General features: G+C 61.5%; 20 protein-coding genes and 1 tRNA gene. 10 read left to right on the forward strand and 11 right to left on the reverse strand.

Annotation, left to right across the window (positions count from 1 at the left end; translation table 11 throughout):
• Positions 1-115: 115 nt before the first annotated feature.
• The 3 genes from lexA to moaC are packed head-to-tail and all read right to left on the reverse strand — an operon-like array spanning position 116 to position 2,553.
• Positions 116-820, reverse strand: coding sequence for a transcriptional repressor LexA (lexA, locus tag LUA85_RS07980; RefSeq protein ID WP_231468558.1), 705 nt, complete (start codon positions 818-820; stop codon positions 116-118).
• A gap of 57 nt (positions 821-877) precedes the next feature.
• The gene (locus LUA85_RS07985) at positions 878-2,083 is read right to left on the reverse strand and encodes a molybdopterin molybdotransferase MoeA (protein ID WP_231468560.1); all 1,206 of its coding nucleotides are present in this window, start codon (positions 2,081-2,083) and stop codon (positions 878-880) included.
• Entirely contained in the window at positions 2,080-2,553 is a 474-nt protein-coding gene (gene moaC, locus LUA85_RS07990) for a cyclic pyranopterin monophosphate synthase MoaC (protein WP_231468562.1), read from the reverse strand. Before moaC ends, LUA85_RS07985 begins: the two co-directional genes overlap by 4 nt.
• Positions 2,554-3,032: 479 nt before the next feature.
• Between moaC and LUA85_RS07995 the strand changes: the two genes are divergently transcribed.
• Positions 3,033-4,187 (forward strand): glycosyltransferase family 2 protein, encoded by a 1,155-nt coding sequence (locus tag LUA85_RS07995; protein ID WP_231468564.1) that lies wholly within the window; start codon positions 3,033-3,035, stop codon positions 4,185-4,187.
• 23 nt (positions 4,188-4,210) lie between these two features.
• Positions 4,211-5,749, forward strand: coding sequence for a glycosyltransferase family 39 protein (locus tag LUA85_RS08000; RefSeq protein ID WP_231468566.1), 1,539 nt, complete (start codon positions 4,211-4,213; stop codon positions 5,747-5,749).
• A 35-nt stretch (positions 5,750-5,784) separates the two neighbouring features.
• Here LUA85_RS08000 and trpC read toward each other — a convergent pair whose 3' ends face one another.
• The 6 genes from trpC to LUA85_RS08030 form a co-directional block, all read right to left on the reverse strand.
• Complete coding sequence (gene trpC, locus LUA85_RS08005) at positions 5,785-6,573, reverse strand: indole-3-glycerol phosphate synthase TrpC (RefSeq protein ID WP_231468568.1); 789 nt, start codon at positions 6,571-6,573, stop codon at positions 5,785-5,787.
• A gap of 307 nt (positions 6,574-6,880) precedes the next feature.
• Positions 6,881-7,873: an anthranilate phosphoribosyltransferase gene (gene trpD, locus LUA85_RS08010; protein WP_231468570.1), complete on the reverse strand. Its 993-nt coding sequence runs from the start codon at positions 7,871-7,873 to the stop codon at positions 6,881-6,883.
• A complete protein-coding gene (locus LUA85_RS08015) occupies positions 7,870-8,457 on the reverse strand; it encodes an aminodeoxychorismate/anthranilate synthase component II (protein WP_231468572.1) in 588 nt (195 codons plus the stop codon). The genes trpD and LUA85_RS08015 overlap by 4 nt, the downstream gene beginning before the upstream one ends.
• A gap of 8 nt (positions 8,458-8,465) precedes the next feature.
• The gene (locus LUA85_RS08020) at positions 8,466-8,999 is read right to left on the reverse strand and encodes a YcxB family protein (RefSeq protein WP_231468574.1); all 534 of its coding nucleotides are present in this window, start codon (positions 8,997-8,999) and stop codon (positions 8,466-8,468) included.
• Positions 8,996-10,534, reverse strand: coding sequence for an anthranilate synthase component I family protein (locus tag LUA85_RS08025; RefSeq protein ID WP_231468576.1), 1,539 nt, complete (start codon positions 10,532-10,534; stop codon positions 8,996-8,998). The genes LUA85_RS08020 and LUA85_RS08025 overlap by 4 nt, the downstream gene beginning before the upstream one ends.
• Positions 10,535-10,538: 4 nt before the next feature.
• Positions 10,539-12,479: a peptidylprolyl isomerase gene (locus tag LUA85_RS08030; RefSeq protein ID WP_231468578.1), complete on the reverse strand. Its 1,941-nt coding sequence runs from the start codon at positions 12,477-12,479 to the stop codon at positions 10,539-10,541.
• Between the two features lie 337 nt (positions 12,480-12,816).
• Between LUA85_RS08030 and tpiA the strand changes: the two genes are divergently transcribed.
• The 4 genes from tpiA (at position 12,817) to LUA85_RS08050 (ending at position 16,684) form a co-directional block, all read left to right on the forward strand.
• Positions 12,817-13,587, forward strand: a complete 771-nt coding sequence (tpiA, locus tag LUA85_RS08035; protein ID WP_231468580.1) for a triose-phosphate isomerase — start codon at positions 12,817-12,819, stop codon at positions 13,585-13,587.
• Between the two features lie 141 nt (positions 13,588-13,728).
• On the forward strand, positions 13,729-14,121 hold the full coding sequence (gene secG / locus LUA85_RS08040) for a preprotein translocase subunit SecG (RefSeq protein ID WP_231471800.1): 393 nt from the start codon (positions 13,729-13,731) through the stop codon (positions 14,119-14,121).
• Between the two features lie 167 nt (positions 14,122-14,288).
• Positions 14,289-15,917, forward strand: a complete 1,629-nt coding sequence (locus LUA85_RS08045) for a CTP synthase (protein ID WP_231468582.1) — start codon at positions 14,289-14,291, stop codon at positions 15,915-15,917.
• Between the two features lie 77 nt (positions 15,918-15,994).
• On the forward strand, positions 15,995-16,684 hold the full coding sequence (locus tag LUA85_RS08050) for a Crp/Fnr family transcriptional regulator (protein WP_231468584.1): 690 nt from the start codon (positions 15,995-15,997) through the stop codon (positions 16,682-16,684).
• Positions 16,685-16,741: 57 nt separating this feature from the next.
• Here the strand turns inward: LUA85_RS08050 and LUA85_RS08055 are convergent, their stop codons facing one another.
• Complete coding sequence (locus LUA85_RS08055; protein ID WP_231468586.1) at positions 16,742-17,203, reverse strand: Hsp20 family protein; 462 nt, start codon at positions 17,201-17,203, stop codon at positions 16,742-16,744.
• Positions 17,204-17,369: 166 nt separating this feature from the next.
• Here LUA85_RS08055 and grxC point away from each other — a divergent pair, with 166 nt between their 5' ends.
• The 4 genes from grxC (at position 17,370) to LUA85_RS08075 (ending at position 19,125) form a co-directional block, all read left to right on the forward strand.
• Positions 17,370-17,636 (forward strand): glutaredoxin 3, encoded by a 267-nt coding sequence (gene grxC / locus LUA85_RS08060; RefSeq protein ID WP_231468588.1) that lies wholly within the window; start codon positions 17,370-17,372, stop codon positions 17,634-17,636.
• Complete coding sequence (locus LUA85_RS08065; protein WP_256448234.1) at positions 17,633-18,478, forward strand: carbon-nitrogen hydrolase family protein; 846 nt, start codon at positions 17,633-17,635, stop codon at positions 18,476-18,478. The genes grxC and LUA85_RS08065 overlap by 4 nt, the downstream gene beginning before the upstream one ends.
• Complete coding sequence (locus LUA85_RS08070) at positions 18,475-18,987, forward strand: DUF1178 family protein (RefSeq protein ID WP_231468590.1); 513 nt, start codon at positions 18,475-18,477, stop codon at positions 18,985-18,987. Before LUA85_RS08065 ends, LUA85_RS08070 begins: the two co-directional genes overlap by 4 nt.
• A gap of 61 nt (positions 18,988-19,048) precedes the next feature.
• Positions 19,049-19,125, forward strand: a tRNA-Arg gene (locus LUA85_RS08075).
• Between the two features lie 161 nt (positions 19,126-19,286).
• Here the strand turns inward: LUA85_RS08075 and LUA85_RS08080 are convergent.
• Positions 19,287-19,577 carry a hypothetical protein gene (locus LUA85_RS08080; RefSeq protein ID WP_231468592.1) on the reverse strand — a complete coding sequence of 97 codons (291 nt, stop codon included), beginning with the start codon at positions 19,575-19,577 and terminating at the stop codon, positions 19,287-19,289.
• Positions 19,578-19,622: the final 45 nt, after the last annotated feature.

Genomic DNA, 19,622 nt, shown 5'->3' on the forward strand with positions numbered 1-19,622 from the left:
CTCGTTTCCAATCCCATCTCTCATCACGAACTGCCGTGCCAGTGCAGGGATGGTCCCCGGATCAAGTCCGGGGAGACGAGGAGGGTAAGACCATATGCAAAAGCGATAATCGCGATCAATGATAGCGGCGCAGCAATCCGGCGAGTTTGCCTTGCACGGCCACTTCATCGGGCCGGTAGAACTGGGGATCGTAGGCGGCATTGGCGGGATCGAGCCGGATCATGCCCTTTTCACGGTGGAGATACTTGAGCGTTGCTTCCTCTCCGCGTACCAGTGCAACGACGATTTCGCCATCGCGCGCGGCGTCGGTCTTGCGCACGAGCGCATAGTCACCATCGAAAATGCCAGCTTCGATCATGGAATCGCCCGACACTTCCAGTGCGTAATGCTCGCCCGCGCCAAGCAGTGCGGCAGGCACGGGCAAGGTTGCAGCCGTTTCAAGCGCCTCGATCGGCATGCCAGCGGCGATTTTGCCGTGTAGCGGCAATTCGATGACGTCATTCGCCGGCGCGGGTGTGGCCTTTGGCGCGGCGCGCGGCGGGGCGGCCACTGAAGCGATGTTGGCAGCCGGTTGCAACGGCGCCGAGGCAGGTTTGCTTACTGCGCTTTCAGGCTGGCGGATGACTTCCAGCGCGCGGGCGCGATTGGCCAGGCGGCGAATGAAGCCGCGCTCTTCCAGTGCCGAGATCAGGCGATGCACCCCCGACTTCGACTTGAGATCAAGCGCTTCCTTCATTTCCTCAAAACTGGGGGAAATGCCGGATTCTTCCAGACGGATCTGGATGAAGGTGAGCAGTTCATGCTGCTTGCGCGTCAACATTGGCGGTTCTCCGCGAGTGAACGAATGCGGAACGGATAAGCAACCAATTGCAACCCGTCAAGCAATACCGCCATTTTCGAGCAGGTAAACCGGAACATGCGCTCCTGTCGGCCTGGCATCGGCTCCGGCATCGCGCACGATCAGGGCGTTCGCGCGGGAAAGTGGGGATAGCGCCCCTGAATCCTGCAAGGGATCGAGCGCCACCGTGGCTCCATCCCACTGCGCCCGCAGGAATTCCATGCGACTTCCCCCCTTGCCCATCGGACCGGCGAGGCGGGCTGGAATCGTTCGCGGCAAAGGCTGCGCTGCGCCAAGCATGGCGCGCAGCAGCGGCATCAGGAACAGGAAGGCGGTGACATAGGCCGAAGCCGGATTTCCCGGCAGGCCGATGATGATCTGCGTGTTCCGCCTGGCAATGAGCAACGGTTTGCCCGGCTTTATCCCGACGCGCCAGAAATCGATGGTGGCGCCAATGGCTTCGAGCGCGGGGCGGACAAGATCATGGTCACCGACCGAAGCGCCGCCGCTGGTCACTATCACATCCGCATCGCGGGCGGCGTCCAGAGTGGCGGCAAGGTCTGCAAGGCTGTCTGCCACAGGGCCGCGGTGTGTGATTCGGGTGGGAAGCGCGGCGGCCATCGCGCACAGCATCGGTCCGTTGCTTGCCGGGAGCTGATGCAAATCCGGCAATTGGCCGGGCAGAACAAGTTCATCGCCGCTGTCGATGACGGTCAGCGAGATCGGGCGATGGACCGGGAGGTGGCTGTAGCCGCCTGCAATGGCGAGCGCGATCTGCGCGGGGCCGATGCGGCTGCCCGCCGCAATCAGCACGGAATGTTCGGCAAAGTCCATTCCGGCGGGACGGATATGCCGCTGGAGCGGCGCGGGCGCCTCGCCGGTCAGGCGCACCGCGTCGCCTTCGCGGGTGGCGTCTTCCTGCAACAGCACCATGTCCGCGCCTTGCGGAACGACCGCGCCGGTGCTGATCCGGGAGGCTTGGCCTTTGCCGATCGTGCCTGCGAACGGATGGCCCGCAGCGCTTTCCCCGATCACGTCGCACGGTCCGGGAAGGTCTGCGGAGCGCAAGGCATAGCCGTCCATGGCCGAGAGCGGCGCGGCGGGCTGGGTACGGCGGGCGTGCAGCGGGGCCGCGAGATAATGGCCGATGCATTCACCGACGGCGCGGTGTTCGACCGGAACGGCAGCGGCGAGCGCGAGCAGGCGCGCCTGCGCTTCGGCGAGGGGAAGCGGCGGCGTTCTCATTCGGGCGCTACCCAAATGCCGGACTTGCCGCCGCGCTTCTCGATCAGGCGGATACCTTCGATGACCATGCCTTTGTCCAGCGCCTTGGCCATGTCGTAGACGGTCAGCAGCGCGACCGATACGGCGGTGAGCGCTTCCATCTCGATCCCGGTCTTGCCTGTCAGAGAGGCGGTGGCGGTGCATTCCACACCGGTTTCGGTGAACGCAAAGTCCACGTTCACCGCGTCGAGCGCGAGGGGGTGGCACAGCGGGATCAGATCGCCGGTCTTCTTCGCGGCCATGATCCCGGCGATGCGCGCGGCGCCGAGCACGTCGCCCTTGGGCGCGTTGCCCTCGCGCACGGAGGCGAGCGTGGCCGCGTTCATGCGGATCGCACCCTTGGCGATGGCCACCCGGTGCGTCTCGGCCTTCGCACCGACATCGACCATCCGCGCGGTGCCGCCCGAATCGAGGTGAGTCAATCCGTTCATCCCAGCCCTAACTTCCCTGAACAGGTTTATACAGTCCAGAGCAAAACTCCGACGCCCCCGCTTTGGCCCGGAATGCGGGGCTTTTCAAGGAGAGTGCCACCTGACAAGGCGGCGAGCACGACCGGCGACGGTGCCGTGCACGAGAGATGTATCGGGCTGGAGAGAATACGATGATCGTACTATATCGAAAGTAAGTATAGTATATTCAAATAAAAATAGTCCACTTTGGTTCTGAGAATATGGAATGCTATAATATTTATATATCTCAATGCTTTCTGCAAAGTCTGTGGAAGGTCGCTGCAAGCAGGGCTACCTTGATTGTGTCAAGAGATGGGTGCAGCGCAAAAATATAAAATTAAGTAATATCAATGCAAAATATCATATATAGCAAAGAATTGCTGCGATGCGGCAAAAACGGATTGACTCTCCTTTTTCAAGATAAGAGTAAGTATATACTTATCATAAAAGGGTCATCCCAGGTGGCAAGCATTCTTCGATCCGAAGTGCAGGCGGAGCGCCATGTACTGGCCCCTCGTTTGTCTGTAGTCATTCCCACTTTCAATGAATTTTCAAACATCGCGCCGCTGGTAGAGGCTGTGCGCGGAGTGTTAGGGGATTTGCCGTGGGAAATGATCGTCGTTGATGACGATAGTCGTGATGGTACTTACGACGAAGTGTTGCGTATCGCGCAAACAGAGCCAAGACTGAGATGTCTTCGCCGGATCGGTCGCAGGGGGTTGTCTTCGGCAGTGACCGAAGGGGTGCTGGCGGCGAATGGTGATGTCATCGCGGTAATGGACGCCGATTTTCAGCATGACGAAACAAAATTGCCAATCATGTACCACCGCCTTTTGGACGAGGACGCAGATCTGGTTGTTGGCACCCGGTACGCCGGGGATGGTTCAGTAGGGGATTGGGACGCGACGCGCGCCCGGATGAGCGATCTTGCGACCCGTCTCAGTCGTCGACTGACCGGCTATCAGGCAACCGATCCGGTCAGCGGATTTTTTCTCATTCGTCGTGCCGTGTTTGTCTCCACGCTCTACGGACTTTCGCAGCAGGGTTACAAGATACTGATCGATATTCTTACATCGGCCACGCACAAATTAAAGGTGATTGAAGTACCGTACATTTTCAGAAATCGTGCCCAAGGTGAAAGCAAGATCAGCCTGATGGTTGTTGCCGAGTTCGCATTTTTGCTTATCGACAAGGTGACGCGTGGATGGATACCGCCACGGTTCGTTCTTTTCGCCGGAGTGGGTGGGCTGGGTCTGCTGGTTCATCTGGCAGTTCTTTTCAGTGGTGCGCGGGGGGGCATGAATTTTATTCATGCGCAAGCGCTGGCAACGTACACTTCCATGATATTCAATTATGTCATCAATAATGAGTTTACCTACCGCGATCGCCGTCTTGTCGGCTTGAATTTCGTGCGGGGGCTGGCTCTTTTTATCATCATTTGCAGTATAGGCGCGATTGCCAATGTCGGCGTTGCCGAACTCGTTATAAGTCGTACGCAAAGCTGGACGATTGCGGGCATTGGCGGTGCTTTGATGGGGGCGGTTTTCAACTTCGGTGCAGCAAGCAGCATCGTATGGGGACAACACAAGCGTCGGCGGGCAGGGGCGCCAAAGTGATTTTGGATTGCATAACGCGTCTGGTGACACGTGCAGGATTCTCCATCAGAGAAGCACTATTTCTTGCAGCGCTCATAATTGCTGCGATTATTGTGCGGATTGAATTGGCTGACTACTCCTTGGGGTTCGATGATTTTGCATCGCTGTTTTTTGCAGAGCAGCCCCTGTCAGTACTGTGGAGCGATTGGATGGTGCGGGAAACAAACCCGCCTTTATACTATTCTATGCTTCATGTATGGGTTTCCTTGTTCGGTCACTCAGAAATGGCGATACGCTGGCTATCAATCATCGGCGCGGCAGTCGGGATTGCGATGCTGGCGATGTTGGTGCGGCCTCGCTTCGGCATTCGAGCGGCAATCGCTGTCGTCGTGCTGACAGGCTTATCGGCGCACCATGTGTTTTTCAGTTTGGCCGCCCGCGGATATATCTTTGCGTTCGATGGAGTCGTGCTGTCTCTCTTTGGGCTGTTTGCCATGATAGAGCAGCCGCAGATGGATAGGCGGCATGCGCTGCCAGCGGTTGCGTGTTATGCGATTGGATCGCTTGTCGCGATCTACAGCCACACCACCATGGTGATCTGGCCGGTGGCAGCCACTGCTGGTGTATTTGTATTGCGCTGGCGCACATTGCTGGAAAACCGTGGACGCCTCCTTGTGATCCTTGCAATTGCCAATTTAGTAGTTCTGGTGGGCGCGGCGTGGTGGCTCTCGATCACCGTCATCCAGATGCGCGGCGTCAATCACAACATCAGCTGGATAGAACCGGTCGGTGGACGCAAACTTGCGCGATTGGTTTCGAGAAACAGCTATCTCGTTCGCGCAGTCGATGGAGCAGAGCGTATCACCTTCGTCATGATTGCCGGTTTGATTGTTTTGGCAATGGTGAGGACTTGGAGTACGTTGGCGACGCGGGCGATCACGATTTTGCTTGTTTTGGCAACGGTCGTGTTTTGCGCCGTCGGCTATGTAAAGCCGATCGTTGCACCTCGTACGCTGTTCTGGCTCAATGTGTTTCCACTGCTGCTCGTCGCCATCGCGATTGGATCGATCAAATCCCGCTTAGGATATTTGGCTGTGTTAGCGACTATGGTCGGCTTGTTTGTTGCAAACCTTTCCTGGAGCCATTGGACTTTCCTGGAAGAAGACGGATATTCCGAAGGGCTGATGCATGTCGCGGCAGATCCGAACCGGGTTATGGTCGTTGAAAGCGAAGCGATGGGCAATATCGTGCAGCGCGCCTGTCGGGTTACTTACCCTGACAAAGCCCGTTGTCCGATCCGCATTTTCACCATCAGGACAAATAAGAAAGCTGATGTCTGGGCAACCGGGACTATCGCTGAGCCAATTTTACCTTGGAATCGGTTACGTGAAGTGATTCCGCTGCGCACTGAGATATACACTTTGGGACGATGGGGGATTTATGATCCTGCCTCCAAAATCTACAAGAGTTACTGGATCAAACCTACCGCAGGCCCGATGAGAGTGAGATTGGATGGACCATTTTCAGCCGAACATTTTGCGCACGTGACCACCAATCTTTCGGACCACGCGCAACGCAAGTAGTTGATATACTTCACAACCTAAAAGATGGCTTGTTATCACCCCTCCAACAACCCCCGCGTAGCCGCTTCCACATCTGCTTGGCGCATCAGCGCTTCGCCCACCAGAAACGTACGCGCGCCGCACTTTTCGAGGCGCAACAGGTCCGCGTGGGTGTTGATGCCGCTCTCTGCCACAAGCAGTGTGCCTTCGGGTGCTAATGGCGCAAGGCGCTCCGTGGTGTCGAGGTCGGTAACGAAGCGTTTGAGGTCGCGGTTGTTTACGCCGATCAGGCGGGATTTGAGGCGGGCGGCGCGTTCCATTTCCGCTTCGTTGTGGACTTCGACGAGGGCGTCCATGCCGTGTTGGCGGGCGGCGGCTTCGATCTCGGCCATTTGCGCGTCTGACAGGCAGGCGGCGATGATCAGGATGGCGTCGGCGCCGATGGCGCGGGCCTCAAGGCACTGCCACGGATCGACCATGAAATCCTTACGGATCACTGGCAGGGTGCAGGCGGCGCGGGCTTCGATCAGGTAGTCCTCGTGGCCCTGAAAATAGGGCGCGTCGGTGAGGACCGAGAGGCAGGCAGCGCCTCCCGCCTGATAGGCGGCAGCGTGGGCGGCGGGGCTGAAATCGGCGCGGATCAGACCCTTGGACGGGCTGGCCTTCTTGATCTCGGCAATCAGCGCATATCCGGTGGCGGCCTTGGCGCGAAGGGCTGCTTCGAACCCGCGCGGCGGCGTTTGCTGCGCGGCGCGGCTTTCCAGTTCGCCACGGCTGATGGCTGCCTTGCGGGCGGCGACTTCGCTGCGCTTGGTGTCGCAGATTTCGGTGAGTTTGTCGGTCATGGTGGGGCGGCTTTTGGCCTGTGGGGCGGGTTTAGTCGAGTGGGTTTTGGGGCCGGTGTGGCGCATGTCCTTCGACAGGCTCAGGACGAACGGGGCGGGTGTGGTGCGTGGGGCGGAGTGTGTCTCGACTTCGCTCGACACGAACGGGGTTTGTGGGTTGGGTTGAGGCTAAGGCCCACCCCGCTGCGACTAACTTCACTGCGTTCAGTAAGTCTCGCGGCCCTCCCGCTTGCGGGAGGGCTATTGGTCGTGCGGCATTCGTTCTCCCCTCCCGCTTGCGGGAGGGGTTGGGGGTGGGTGGACGTGCTTATTTGAGCGCCGAAATCCAGCAGTTGAGCAGCGCATTGGCGAGGCCCTTGTCGATGGCTTCGGCGACTTCTTCTACGCCTTCGTGCCAGTCCCGCGCTTCGCCTGCCACGATCAGCGCGGCGGCGGCGTTGAACAGGACGGCGTTGCGGTAGGGGCCTTGTTCACCCTGGAGGAGCGCGCGCAGGGCGGCGGCGTTGTGGGCGGCGTCTCCGCCACGGATGGCATCGACCGGGGCGGTGGGCAGGCCTGCGTCTGCAGGGGTGATCCGGCGCATGGCGAGTTCACCGTCTTTCACTTCGGCCAGTTCGTTGCCGCCCGCCAGACTCAGTTCGTCCAGGCCTTCATCGCCGGAAATGACCAGGCTGTGGTCGGTGCCAAGGCGCAGGAGGGCTTCGGCGTAGATCGGCACATAGGCGGGTCGGGCGATGCCGACGAGCTGGCGGCGGACGCCTGCGGGATTGGCCAGTGGTCCCATCAGGTTGAAGATGGTGCGGCGGCCCAGCGCCTTGCGGATGGGCATGATGCGGCCCATCGACGGGTGGTGGCGCGCGGCAAAGAGGAAGCATATGCCGAGATCGTTCAGCGTGGCCTCGGCGGTTTCGGCCGCGCGATCGAGGTTCAGGCCGAGCGCTTCCAACGTGTCAGCAGCGCCGGCCTTGGAACTGGCGGCGCGATTACCGTGCTTGGCGACGGGCACCCCGCAGGCCGCAACAACGAGGCTGACAGCGGTGGAGACGTTGAGCGTGTGATGCCCATCGCCGCCGGTGCCGCAGACGTCGATGGCATTGTCAGGCGCGATGATGGGGATCATGCGGGCGCGCATGGCGCGGGCGGCACCTGCGATTTCGCTGGCTGTCTCACCGCGATCCGACAGCGCGACGAGGAAGTGGGCGATCTGATCGTCGGGCACCTTGCCATCGAGAATCGCGGCGAAGGCCTGTTCGGCTTCGGCCTCTTCCAGCGGGTGGAGGGCGTCGGGCAGCGCGCTCATGCCGGGACAGGGCGGATGTTGATGCCGCAGAGCTTGAGGAAATTGCCGATCATCGCGTGGCCGTGCTCGGTGGCGATGCTCTCCGGGTGGAACTGGACGCCGTGGATGGGTAGCGAGGTGTGGCGGAAGCCCATGACGTGCGTGTCATCGGACTGTGCGTTGACTTCGAGGCAGGCGGGAATGTCGGTGACGATCAGCGAGTGATAGCGCGTGGCGATGAACGGGCTGGGCAGCCCTTCGAACACGCCGGTGCCATCGTGGGTGACGGGCGAGGTCTTCCCATGCATCAGCCCGCCGCGCACGACCTTGCCGCCGAAATACTGTCCGATCGACTGGTGGCCGAGGCACACGCCGAGCAGCGGCAGCTTGGCGTCGGCAGCGGCTCCGACGAGGTCGAGGCTGATGCCCGCCTCATTGGGGGTACACGGGCCGGGCGAGAGCAGGAACCCTTGTGCACCGGTTGCGATGGCCTGTGCGGCGGTGAGCGCATCGTTGCGCACGACTTCGACCTCCGCGCCCATCTCCATCAGGTAATGGACGAGGTTCCAGGTGAAGCTGTCGTAGTTGTCGATGACGAGGATCATTGGCCGGCCTAGCGAATTGGCACGTTTGCGGCGATGAGTGCACTGCGCAGTGCCTCAAGCTCGCCAACATCAACTTGCGACTTGGGAATACAGAAGAACATCATTCGTGTCCGGCAGAGCAGTATCATCCGAGTATTTTCTGTCCAAGTCGTGATGTGGTCCCAAGGGAGCCGTGCGGTGCCCAATGTATTGGACACCAGCAGTTCGGTCTGATTGAAAGTGTAAGTCGTGGCAACGCCATCAAGTTTCAGTTCGGCATATGCCTTTCGCGCGGAACGCGGAACGGACCAACTAAACCACAAAAAGGTCACGGCCAGCGCTCCCGCCGCAAATGCGAGACCCAAGAGTAACGATGCTACAAGTCGGGCAGCGTCGAAACCGTCGCGGACCCACGCACCAGATTCGATGATTGCAGCCAAGATAGGACCCAAAACCAGCAGGTACCTGATGACACCGCGCCACAACCAGTTTCGACGAATCATTAGCCAGTTTGCTGCCAGATACTCCTCGAAAGGCATGGTGACCGCAAAGCTGGTGCTCATTGTCCAAATCCCGCTTCGCTCGCCACACGCACTGCCTCGCGCGCCGCAGCGAACAAAGCGCCCGACTTCAGCTCGCATTCGCGTTGTTCGTATTCGGGGGTGCTGTCGGCGACGATGCCTGCGCCTGCCTGGGCGTGGAGCATGCCGTCTTTGACGATGCCGGTGCGCAGGACGATGCAGCTGTCGACCGAGCCGTCGGGGGCGAAGTAGCCGACGCCGCCGGCGTAGGCGCCGCGGGTTTCGGGTTCGAGCTGCGCGATGATCTCGCAGGCGCGCACCTTTGGCGCGCCGCTGACGGTGCCTGCCGGGAAACCGGCGAATAGGGCGTCCACGCTGTCGGCGCGGGTGGTGTCGAGCTGGCCGACCACGTTCGAGACGATGTGCATGACGTGGCTGTAGCGTTCGACGGTGTAGCTTTCGGTGACCTTGACCGTGCCTGCCTTGGCTACGCGGCCCACATCGTTGCGGCCGAGGTCCAGCAGCATCAGGTGTTCGGCGCGTTCCTTGGGGTCTTCGAGCAGGCTCAGTTCGTTGGCGCGGTCTTCCTCAGGCGTTTTGCCGCGCGGGCGGGTTCCGGCGATGGGGCGGATGGTGACTTCGCCATCGCGGATGCGGACAAGGATTTCCGGGCTGGAGCCGGTGAGCGCGAAGCCCGGCAGGTCGAGGAAATAGAGGAACGGCGAGGGGTTAATGCGGCGCAAGGCGCGATAGAGCGCGATGGGCGGCAGCGGGAAGGGCGCGGTGAAGCGCTGGGCGAGGACGACCTGGAAGATGTCGCCTGCCTCGATATAGTCCTTCGCCGCGTTCACCATGCCGGCATAGTTGGACGCGGGCATGACCGGTTGGGGGGTGACGTCCACCGTTTCCGAAAGGCGCGGATCGGCAGGCACGGCGTCGGCCAGCTTGCGCAGGGCGTTGTCGATGCGGTCTGTGGCTGCTTCGAGCAGGTGTGCAGGGCTGCCGCCTTCGGCCCAGACCGGCGCAATGGCGAACAGTTCGTCGGACAGACGGTCGAACACCAGTACCACCGTGGGCCGGGAGAACAGCATGTCGGGCAGGACGAGATCGCTTTGCGGCGCGCGGGGAAGTTTCTCGACAAGGCCGATGGTCTCATAGCCGAAATAGCCGACGAGGCAGGCCAGTGCCGGGGGCAAGGCGACGGGCACATCGATACGGCAGGCCGCGACGAGCGCGCGCAGTTCGGCAAGGGCGTTGCCGGGGAGCGTGACGAACGAGGCCTTGTCATGCCGCCAGATGCGGTTGATTTCGGCGCTGGTGCCCGTGGCGCGAAAGACAAGGTCGGGATCGAGGCCGAGCAGGCTGTATCGTCCCCGTACTTCGCCGCCCTGCACCGATTCCAGCAGGAAATCGCCACGGCCTGATTCCATCAGCTTGAGCGCTGCGCCAACCGGCGTTTCGGTATCGACGATCAGCTTGCGCCAGATCAGCGCCGGGGCACCGGCGGAAAGCTGGGCGAGCGCGGGGCCGTGGTTTTCAGGCAGTGCGGCGGTGATGGTGGCGTCAATCGTAAGCATCGGATTACTGGGCGTTGGCGCCGGTCAACTGGTCGCGCACCGCCTTGATCGCAGCTTCGTTGCGTTCGACGCCGACATCGTTGCGGATCGCGCGGCGCAGGCTTTCGGCATATTCGTTGCCCGTGACCGTGCTGAATTCACGCGATGCCTGCGCCAGCACGGGATCGCCGCGCTTGATATCGCCCGGCACGATGTCCTTGAGGCTGACGACATACCAGCCCGCCTTGTTGGGGCCTTCGAGACGCTTGTGCGAGCCTTCGGCCATGGCGAACAACAGCGCCAGCGCAGGCGGCACTTGCCCTTGCATGGCGGAAAGCTGCTGGCGGCCCATTTCGACCGGCTGCGGTGCGGGCAGGGGAACGCCTGCGACCTTGATCGCATCGGCAAGCGGGGTGCCTTTGGCCAGCGCGGCAAGAATCTTGTCAGCGGCAGCCTTTGCCTTGGCCGAACCTTGATCGAGGCCCCAATCGCGCATCACGACGTCCCTGATCCGGTCAAGCGGGGCGGGTGTGGATGCCGTCAACTGGCCAACGTCGAACACGGCGAAGACTTCGCCGGGCTTGAGTTCGGCTAGCTGCGGTTCGCCTTCGCGCTCCATCGCAAAGGCCGCCTGGATGAGCGGCGCAACTTCAGCCGGGGCCTTTTCGGCAGGTTTGCCGAACACGCTGCCATCGGCGAGCAAAGGTTGCGTGGTCGAGAGGGTGAGGCCGAGAGTCTTGGCAATATCGGCAAGGCCGGTGCCGCCATCGACTTCCTGTTCGACTTGCGCAGCCAGATCGGACAGCGCGGCGCGGCGCTTTTCCAGAGTCAGCATTGCGACGAGTTCGGCGCGCGCCTGATCGAGCGTCTTGCCGGGATTGCGCTTGACCGCATCGACCTTGATGACATGCCAGCCGAGGCCGGACTTGGCGGGTGCGGCCAGCGTTCCCGATGCTGCGGCAAAGGCTGCATCGGCCACGGCTTGCGCCGTCTGGTTGGCGAGGTTCTGCTTGGTCTGATCGACCAGCTGGCTGGCGGCAAGGCCCTTGGCGCGGGCGGCGGCATCAAGCGACCCGCCCTTGGCCACTTCACCGGCGAGCGCCTTTGCTGCGGCTTCGGTGGGCACGATCACCTGTGTTACCGTGCGCTGTTCGCTGGGGGCGTAGACTGCGCTGTTCAGTTTGTAGCGGTTGGCAATTTCCGCCTCGGTCGGCGCGGCGACATTCTTCAGGCTCGCCTCGTTGACCAGGGTGTAGCGGATCGTGCGGCGTTCCGGCTGCATGTAACGGGCCTTGTTCGCGTTGTAGAACGCGGTGACCGTCGCTGCATCGGGCGGGGTTTGCGGAATGAAGGCAAGCGAGGGTATGGTAAAGACGGTGCCGCTGCGCTTTTCGGTCAGCAGGGAGGCATAGCGGACCACCGCTTCGGTGGGCATTTGCGCACCGAAGGCTGCGGGCAGCAGAAGTTGCCGGGCCATCAGGCCCTGCGCGAGATCGGAGCGAACTTCCTTGTCAGTCAGGCCGCGCTGGGCGAGCAGTTGTTCGTAGGCCGACTGGCTGAATTTGCCGTCCGGTCCCTGAAACGCGCCAATCTTGACGATTTCGCTATCGACCAGACGATCGCTTACCGCAAGGCCGTGCTTCTTGCCCCATTCGGCAAGCGCGAGCCGGTCGACCATGTCGTCAAGCACGCCATCCATGCCGCCGCTATCGAGGAACTGCTTCATGGTCAGGCCGGGTGACTTTTGGCGCTGCTGTTCGAAGGCGTTGGTGAGTGCCTTGGTCAATTCTGCCGTGCCGATGCGGGCAGAGCCGACCTTGGCCACGCGATCGCCGCCCGCGATGCCGCCAAAGCCGCTGCCGGTGACATCTGCGCTGGCAAAGGCGAGCGCGATAAGGCCAAGGAACACGAGCGCGATGGCAGCGCCGAAGCGGGACTTGAGAAAGGAGCGGAAGAAGCCGAGCATTTTGCGGGTGTTCGTCTCGTCAATCTGGGCACGAATATTGGCCCGGAGGGAAAATTTCCGACGCTTTAGGGGGCAAAGACATTTCCCGCAATGCCCGGTATGCCTGTGCCGCCCATGCAGGGCGGAATGCACTTGAAACCTGTGGTTGGTGCGCGCGGTCACGCAAAGATTTTGTTGACCGTGCGATGATCGTTTTTGCCGGTTATGCGATCAGGCGTTTTGCAGAATCGGCAAGGGTTTGATAGCCGCGCGGCGACTCAGGATATTTTGTAGCTGAGAAACAGGGATCGAGGCGGGGCAATACCGCCTCAGGTTATTGCAGGGGAATTGGCCGAATATGCCACATCGTCCATATATCGTCGGCAACTGGAAGATGAACGGGAGCCGTGCCATGCTGGCCGAAGCCCGCGCGATCGACCGCGCTGCGGGCCGTTATCCCGATGTGCAGGTGGCGTTGGCGCCGCCGTTCACGCTGATCGGCGCACTGCGTGAGGCCGTTACCGCAATGGGCGTGGGCGGGCAGGATTGCCACGCACAGGTCAAGGGCGCGCATACGGGCGACGTTTCGGGCGCGATGCTGGTCGATGCCGGGGCGGACTTCGTTATCCTTGGCCACAGCGAGCGGCGCAAGGATCATGGCGAAAGCGATGTGCAGGTGCGGGCCAAGGCCGAGGCGGCGCTTGCTGCGGGACTGGGCATCATCGTGTGCGTTGGCGAGACGCTGGCAGAGCGCGATGCGCGCAAGGCGATCAAAGTGGTTTCCGGTCAGGTCGATGGTTCATTGCCAGTGGGCGAAGGGTCTGCCGATGCGGTTGCATTGGGCAGGATCGCCGTGGCGTACGAGCCGGTATGGGCAATCGGCACCGGCCGCGTGGCGGCTGTCGAGGACGTGGTAGAGATGCATGCCGCGATCCGCGAGCGGTTGGTGAGCCTTTATGGCGAAGCGGGTGAAAAGGTCCGCATCCTGTATGGCGGTTCGGTGAACGCCGGGAATGCGGCCGAATTGCTGGCAGCCGAAGGCGTGAGCGGAGCCTTGGTGGGCGGCGCGAGCCTGACTGCCGAAGCCTTCCTGCCCATCATCGCCGCTGCGGGAATCGGAGAAGCCTGAACTGAGGGCGTGATCGGTATCGCCTGCGTCTGGCGGCTTGCGCCAGCGCGCTCGTACGCCTACATGCCCCCTGATCGAGGACCTTCCATCGAGGCCGGATATTCCTGCGCGGCATCGCGCCAAGGGTAGAGATACATGTCGCTGTTCATTTTCCTGACCGTGGTTCAGGCCATCGTTGCAGCCCTTTTGGTAGTGGCGATCCTGATGCAGAAGTCCGAAGGCGGCGGCCTTGGCGTGGGCGGCAGCCCTGCGGGCTTCATGTCCGCGCGTGGCGCAGCGGATTTCATGACGCGGGCAACGACGGTGCTGGCGACAGCCTTTGTGGTGCTGAGCATCGTGCTGGCAACGCTGGCGGTCGGCCAGACATCGGGCCGCGAGATCGATACGTCGCTTGACCGCGCGACGCCGGTGCAGAACGCACCCGCGGCCGATCCGCTGGCCCCGGCCCAGGGGGCTGGCACACAGGGTACGCCTGTGCAGCAGCAGGTCCCCGCTCCGGCCAGCGATCCACTGAACGGCGCCGCCGGACAGTAACGCAAATCTGCAATGCGGCAATGCCGCCTCGCTGCCGTTCGGGTTGCGGGGTGGCTTTGGTGTTGCGTTCCATCAATGCCAATCCATCCAAGCTTGTGGATTGCCGTGAAGATTACAGCGGCAACCACTTGCGCGTGTGCAACTTCTGACGCTAAGGCCCAATTCCCATGGCGCGGTACATTTTCATAACCGGCGGCGTGGTCTCCTCGCTCGGCAAGGGACTCATGGCGGCGAGCCTCGCGGCATTGCTGCAGGCGCGTGGATTCCGCGTGCGAATCCGCAAGTTTGACCCCTATCTGAACGTCGATCCGGGCACGATGAGTCCGTATCAGCACGGCGAGGTCTATGTGACCGACGACGGGGCGGAAACCGACCTTGATCTTGGGCACTACGAGCGTTTCACTGGGGTTTCGGCGCGGCAGGCGGACAACATCACCTCAGGGCGAATCTATCGCGACATCATCGCCAAGGAGCGGCGCGGCGATTACTTGGGCGCGACGGTGCAGGTGATCCCGCATGTGACGGACGCGATCAAGGAGTTCGCGCAGGCCGAAACTGAAGACCTCGATTTCGTGCTGTGCGAGATTGGCGGGACGGTGGGTGACATCGAAGGCCTGCCATTCATCGAGGCGCTGCGCCAGTTGCACAACGAGATGCGCGACGAGACGTGTTTTGTCCATGTGACGCTGGTGCCCTATATCGCCGCTGCGGGCGAATTGAAGACGAAGCCGACCCAGCATTCCGTGCGCGAGTTGACCGGGCTTGGTATCCAGCCCGACATTCTGCTGTGTCGCTGCGAAAAGCCGCTGCCGGAGGGTGAACGGGCCAAGATTGCGCAGTTCTGCAACGTGCGCAAATCGGCAGTGATCCCGGCGCTCGATGCTTCGAGCATTTATGCCGTGCCGCTTCAGTATCATGCCGAAGGGCTGGACAACGAAGTGCTGCGCCATTTCGGTCTGACGGCTCCCGAACCCGATCTGGCGGTGTGGGACGATATCGTCGACCGCTACCAGAACCCGGAAGGTGAAGTGACGATTGGCGTGGTCGGCAAATATGTCGGCCTGCAGGATGCCTACAAGTCCTTGAACGAGGCCCTGGCGCATGGCGGCATGGCCAATCGCGTCAAGGTGCGGATCAAGTGGCTGGACGCCGAACTGTTCGAGAAGGACGACGCCGAAATCGCCGCCAGTCTTGAACCGATGCACGGCATCCTGGTGCCGGGCGGGTTTGGCGAGCGCGGAACAGAAGGCAAGATCGCTTCGGTTCGGTTCGCGCGCGAACGCAAGGTGCCGTTCTTCGGGATATGCCTGGGCATGCAGATGGCCTGCATCGAAGGCGCGCGGAACACGGCAGGCATCGCCGATGCCTCATCGACCGAGTTCGGGCCGACCGGGGAGCCGGTGGTCGGCATCATCACCGAATGGATGACCGCCGAGGGTCTGGAAAAGCGGTCCGAAGGCGGAGATCTGGGCGGCACAATGCGCCTTGGTGCCTATGAGGCAAAGCTGGCAGGCAACAGTCATGTCGCCAATGTCTATGGCGCAACCACGATCAGCGAGCGGCATCGCCATCGCTACGAAGTCAACGTCGCTTACAAGGACCGGCTGGAGCAGGGCGGCCTGGTGTTTTCCGGGATGTCGCCCGATGGACTTCTGCCAGAGATCGTCGAGCGGCCCGACCATCCATGGTTCATCGGTGTACAGTTCCACCCTGAATTGAAAAGTCGTCCGTTCGATCCGCATCCGCTATTCAGCGGTTTCATTGCCGCTGCCGTAAAGCAGATGCGACTGGTCTGACAAAACCTAAAAGGACTGGCCAGCCAGCCTTTTCCCTGATTATTTGCGCGGGTAACGCTTTTGGGGGCGAAGGCAGCATGGACGCGGCAAAACTGGCAGACACTTTAACTGCGCAGAGCCTGTTCGCGGATTGCGAGCAAGCGGAGCTTTCCGACATCATCGCGCGCGGAAACGTGCGGCAGTTCAAGCCCGGACAGGAATTGATGGCGCAGGGTGAGGAGGGCAAGACCCTCTTCATCGTGCTCAAGGGGCTGGCACGAGTCAGCATGGTCGCGGCCAACGGACGCGAGATCATTCTCGACTATGCCGAATCCGGGCATGTGCTGGGCGAAATCGCTTTTCTGGATGGCGGAGACCGTACAGCCTCGGTCGAGGCAATCGATCCGGTGGAGGCGCTGGTGCTGACGCGCGGGGCCTTTGCCGACATCATCGAAAAGCACAAGGGGCTGTCGCTGCGCCTGCTCAAGGCCATGGCGCGACGGCTACGCCAGAACAACGCGGTGATCGAGGCCGACCGTGCCTATACGTCCGGGCCGAGGCTGGCGCGCTTCCTGTTACGCCTGATGATGGGCGATAACAGCGAAGCCGGAAACCAGCTCAAGATCGCGCTGAGTCAGGGCGAACTGGGCAATTTTGCCGGCATGTCGCGTGAGCAGATCAACCGCCAGCTTTCGGCGTGGGTGGATAACGGCATCGTGGCGCTCAAGGGCGGACGGGTGACCATCCTCGACCGAGAAGCGCTGGTTGACGTGGCCGAGGCCTGGTGATGCCAAAAAAGGGGCGAACCGCGCGGCCCGCCCCTTCGCAATTATCGCCAGACCCGATCAGGCAGCGGCGGTGTTGTCGCCTTCGATGACCTTGAGCGGGGTCTGGGCACCGATCAGCACCTTCTTGGGCTTCATCGCCTCTGGCACTTCCCGCACGAGATCGATGGTCAGCAGGCCATCGGCCAGATCGGCGGCCTCGACGCGGACGTAATCGGCCAGTTCGAAGCGCCGTTCGAACCCGCGATTGGCGATCCCGACATGGAGGTATTCGCGGTCGTGCGGTTCGGCGCGACTGCCCTTGACCGTCAGCAGGTTTTGCTGGGCGGTAATATCGATATCGTCGGGCTTGAACCCTGCCACGGCCAGCGTGATGCGATAGGCGTCATCGCCCCGGCGTTCGATATTGAAGGGCGGATAATTGTCACCGGCATTGGCGCGGGCCTGCCGTTCGAGCAGGTCGAACAAGCGGTCAAAACCCACGGTGGTGCGGCGATAGGGGGTAAAATCAAGACGGTTCATGGCAATATCCTCATCATTTGAGCAATCTGCACTTACCCTTGCCAGCCTGGGAACCCGGCGCTGGCACAGGCGGTTCTTCGGCCATGCCCGACTTGCGGCGCATGACACGAACAACCATGTGTGTTAGCGAAAACCGCATTTCAAGACCCCAAATTCAGAGGTTTCCATGGCCGATACACGCAAGGTTGAGATTTATACCAAATGGGGTTGCCCCTATTGCTTCCGCGCCAAGGCGCTGCTCGATGGCAAGGGCGTGACTTATGAAGAAATCGACGTGACCATGGGCGGGCCGAAGAAGGCAGAGATGCTCGAACGCGCGCCGGGACATGCAACGGTTCCATCGATCTTCATTGATGGCGCGCATGTTGGCGGGTCTGACGATCTGGCTGCGCTTGAAGCCGCGGGCAAGCTGGACGCGATGCTGGCGCCGTGAGCGTCCCGTCGGCGCGCGGTCCGGCCAGGGTCGCGCTGTTCCAGATGACCAGCGGCATCGATCCGCAGGCAAACGCAATCGCTATCGCCGATGCGGCACGGCGGGCAGCGGCTGGCGGCGCGGTTATGCTTTTCACGCCGGAAATGTGCGGGTTGCTTGATCGCGACCGGAAGCGGGCGGCGCCCCATATCGTCGTCGAAGCGGACAACCCTGTGCTGTTGGCCGCGCGCGAGACTGCGCGCGAACATGGCATCTGGATCGACCTTGGATCACTGGCGGTTCTGCGCGAGGACTGCAAGTGGGCCAACCGGGGGGTCGTGATCGACCCCGAAGGCGCGATCGGCGGCCGTTACGACAAGATCCACATGTTCGATGTCGATCTGGCGACGGGCGAAACCTGGCGCGAATCAGCGGCCTACACGCCGGGCGAAGCGGTGGTTACGGTCGACACGCCGATCGGGCGGCTTGGGCTTGCCATCTGTTATGACGTGCGGTTTCCGGCGCTGTTCGAAGAACTGGGGCGGCGGTGCTGCGATGCCATCCGCATTCCGGCCGCGTTCACCGTGCCAACCGGCAAGGCGCACTGGCACCTGATGCAGCGCGCGCGCGCGGTCGAGGCCAGCGCGTGGGTGATTGCCACCGCGCAGGCAGGGCGACATGAGGATGGGCGAGAGACGTTTGGGCATTCGCTGGTGATTGATCCATGGGGTGAAGTGGTGCTGGACATGGGCGATGCGGCAGGGCTGGGATTTGCCACCATCGATCCTGCGCGCACGGCTGAGGTGCGCGCCCAATTGCCCAGCCTTGCCAACAAGCGCGAAATCCCTAAGTCGGACGCATGATTGTCTTCGATCTGCAATGCACGCCACTGGGGCACCGGTTTGAAGGATGGTTCGGCTCGTCATCCGACTATGAAAGCCAGCAGGCGCGCGGGCTGGTGTCGTGCCCGTCGTGCGGATCGCTTGACGTGAGCAAGGCAGTGATGGCCCCCCATGTGGGACGCAAGGGCAACCAGATTGCTGCGCCATCGACCAGACAGGAAAAGCCCGCGTCGGAAGCGGACCAGTCTTCATCCGTTCCTGTATCGCAACCGATGGCCAACATCCCCATTCCGCCGCAAGCCGTGGCCATGCTGAAGGCGGTGGCCGCAATGCAGGCCGAGGCGCTCAAATCATCGACATGGGTGGGCGAAAAGTTTGCCGACGATGCCCGCGCAATGCACTACGGGGAAAAGGATGTCGCCCCGATCCACGGCCGCGCCACCTTGAAGGAGGCGCAGGAATTGGCTGAGGAAGGTATTCCGGTCGCTCCGGTACTGGTCCCGGTGATTCCCCCCGAAGAAGCGAACTGAGGCTGGATTTGCGCCAAAAGCGCGTTGCCAGCGTGAGTGCCGCTGCCTAAAGGAGAGGCGGGCACCCGTAGCTCAGCAGGATAGAGCACCAGATTCCTAATCTGGGGGCCATGGGTTCGAATCCCGTCGGGTGCACCATTAATTCTCTTTATATTTCAGATATTTATCTCACGCCAAACAGCGAGGCAGGGCCGGAATTGAGTTGCGTCCGTGTTGCACTGAATACCACTGATTTTCTTGGTTTCCCACCGCGTCCCGGCGAGTCCATGCAACACAGATGCAACACGGTGGACAAGGCTTCACTTCGCCATGCGGCCAGCGCTGTCCGTTGATTTGCGTTTGCGCCAGTACTGGCCGGAGCGTACCCAAACGAGGTCAAGATCACCCCCGCTGGTCAACTTGTTGAACTCGACCAGAACAGCCTTGGCGATACCCCAGTTGCGCTGCTTATTGCGGTAAACAAAAGCTTCGCCAAACTGGACTTTGATCTTATGCGCGACACTCTGTTGATAGAGATTCCCGGTTGGGCTGATCATGCCCACCATAAATTCCGCTACGTCGCGTGCGGTCGGCTCTACACTGTCCGTCATCGAATGCCCCCATTACTCTGGTCCTACCGAGATGGGCGATGTTGA

Source organism: Novosphingobium sp. CECT 9465, from assembly GCF_920987055.1.
Lineage (GTDB): Bacteria > Pseudomonadota > Alphaproteobacteria > Sphingomonadales > Sphingomonadaceae > Novosphingobium.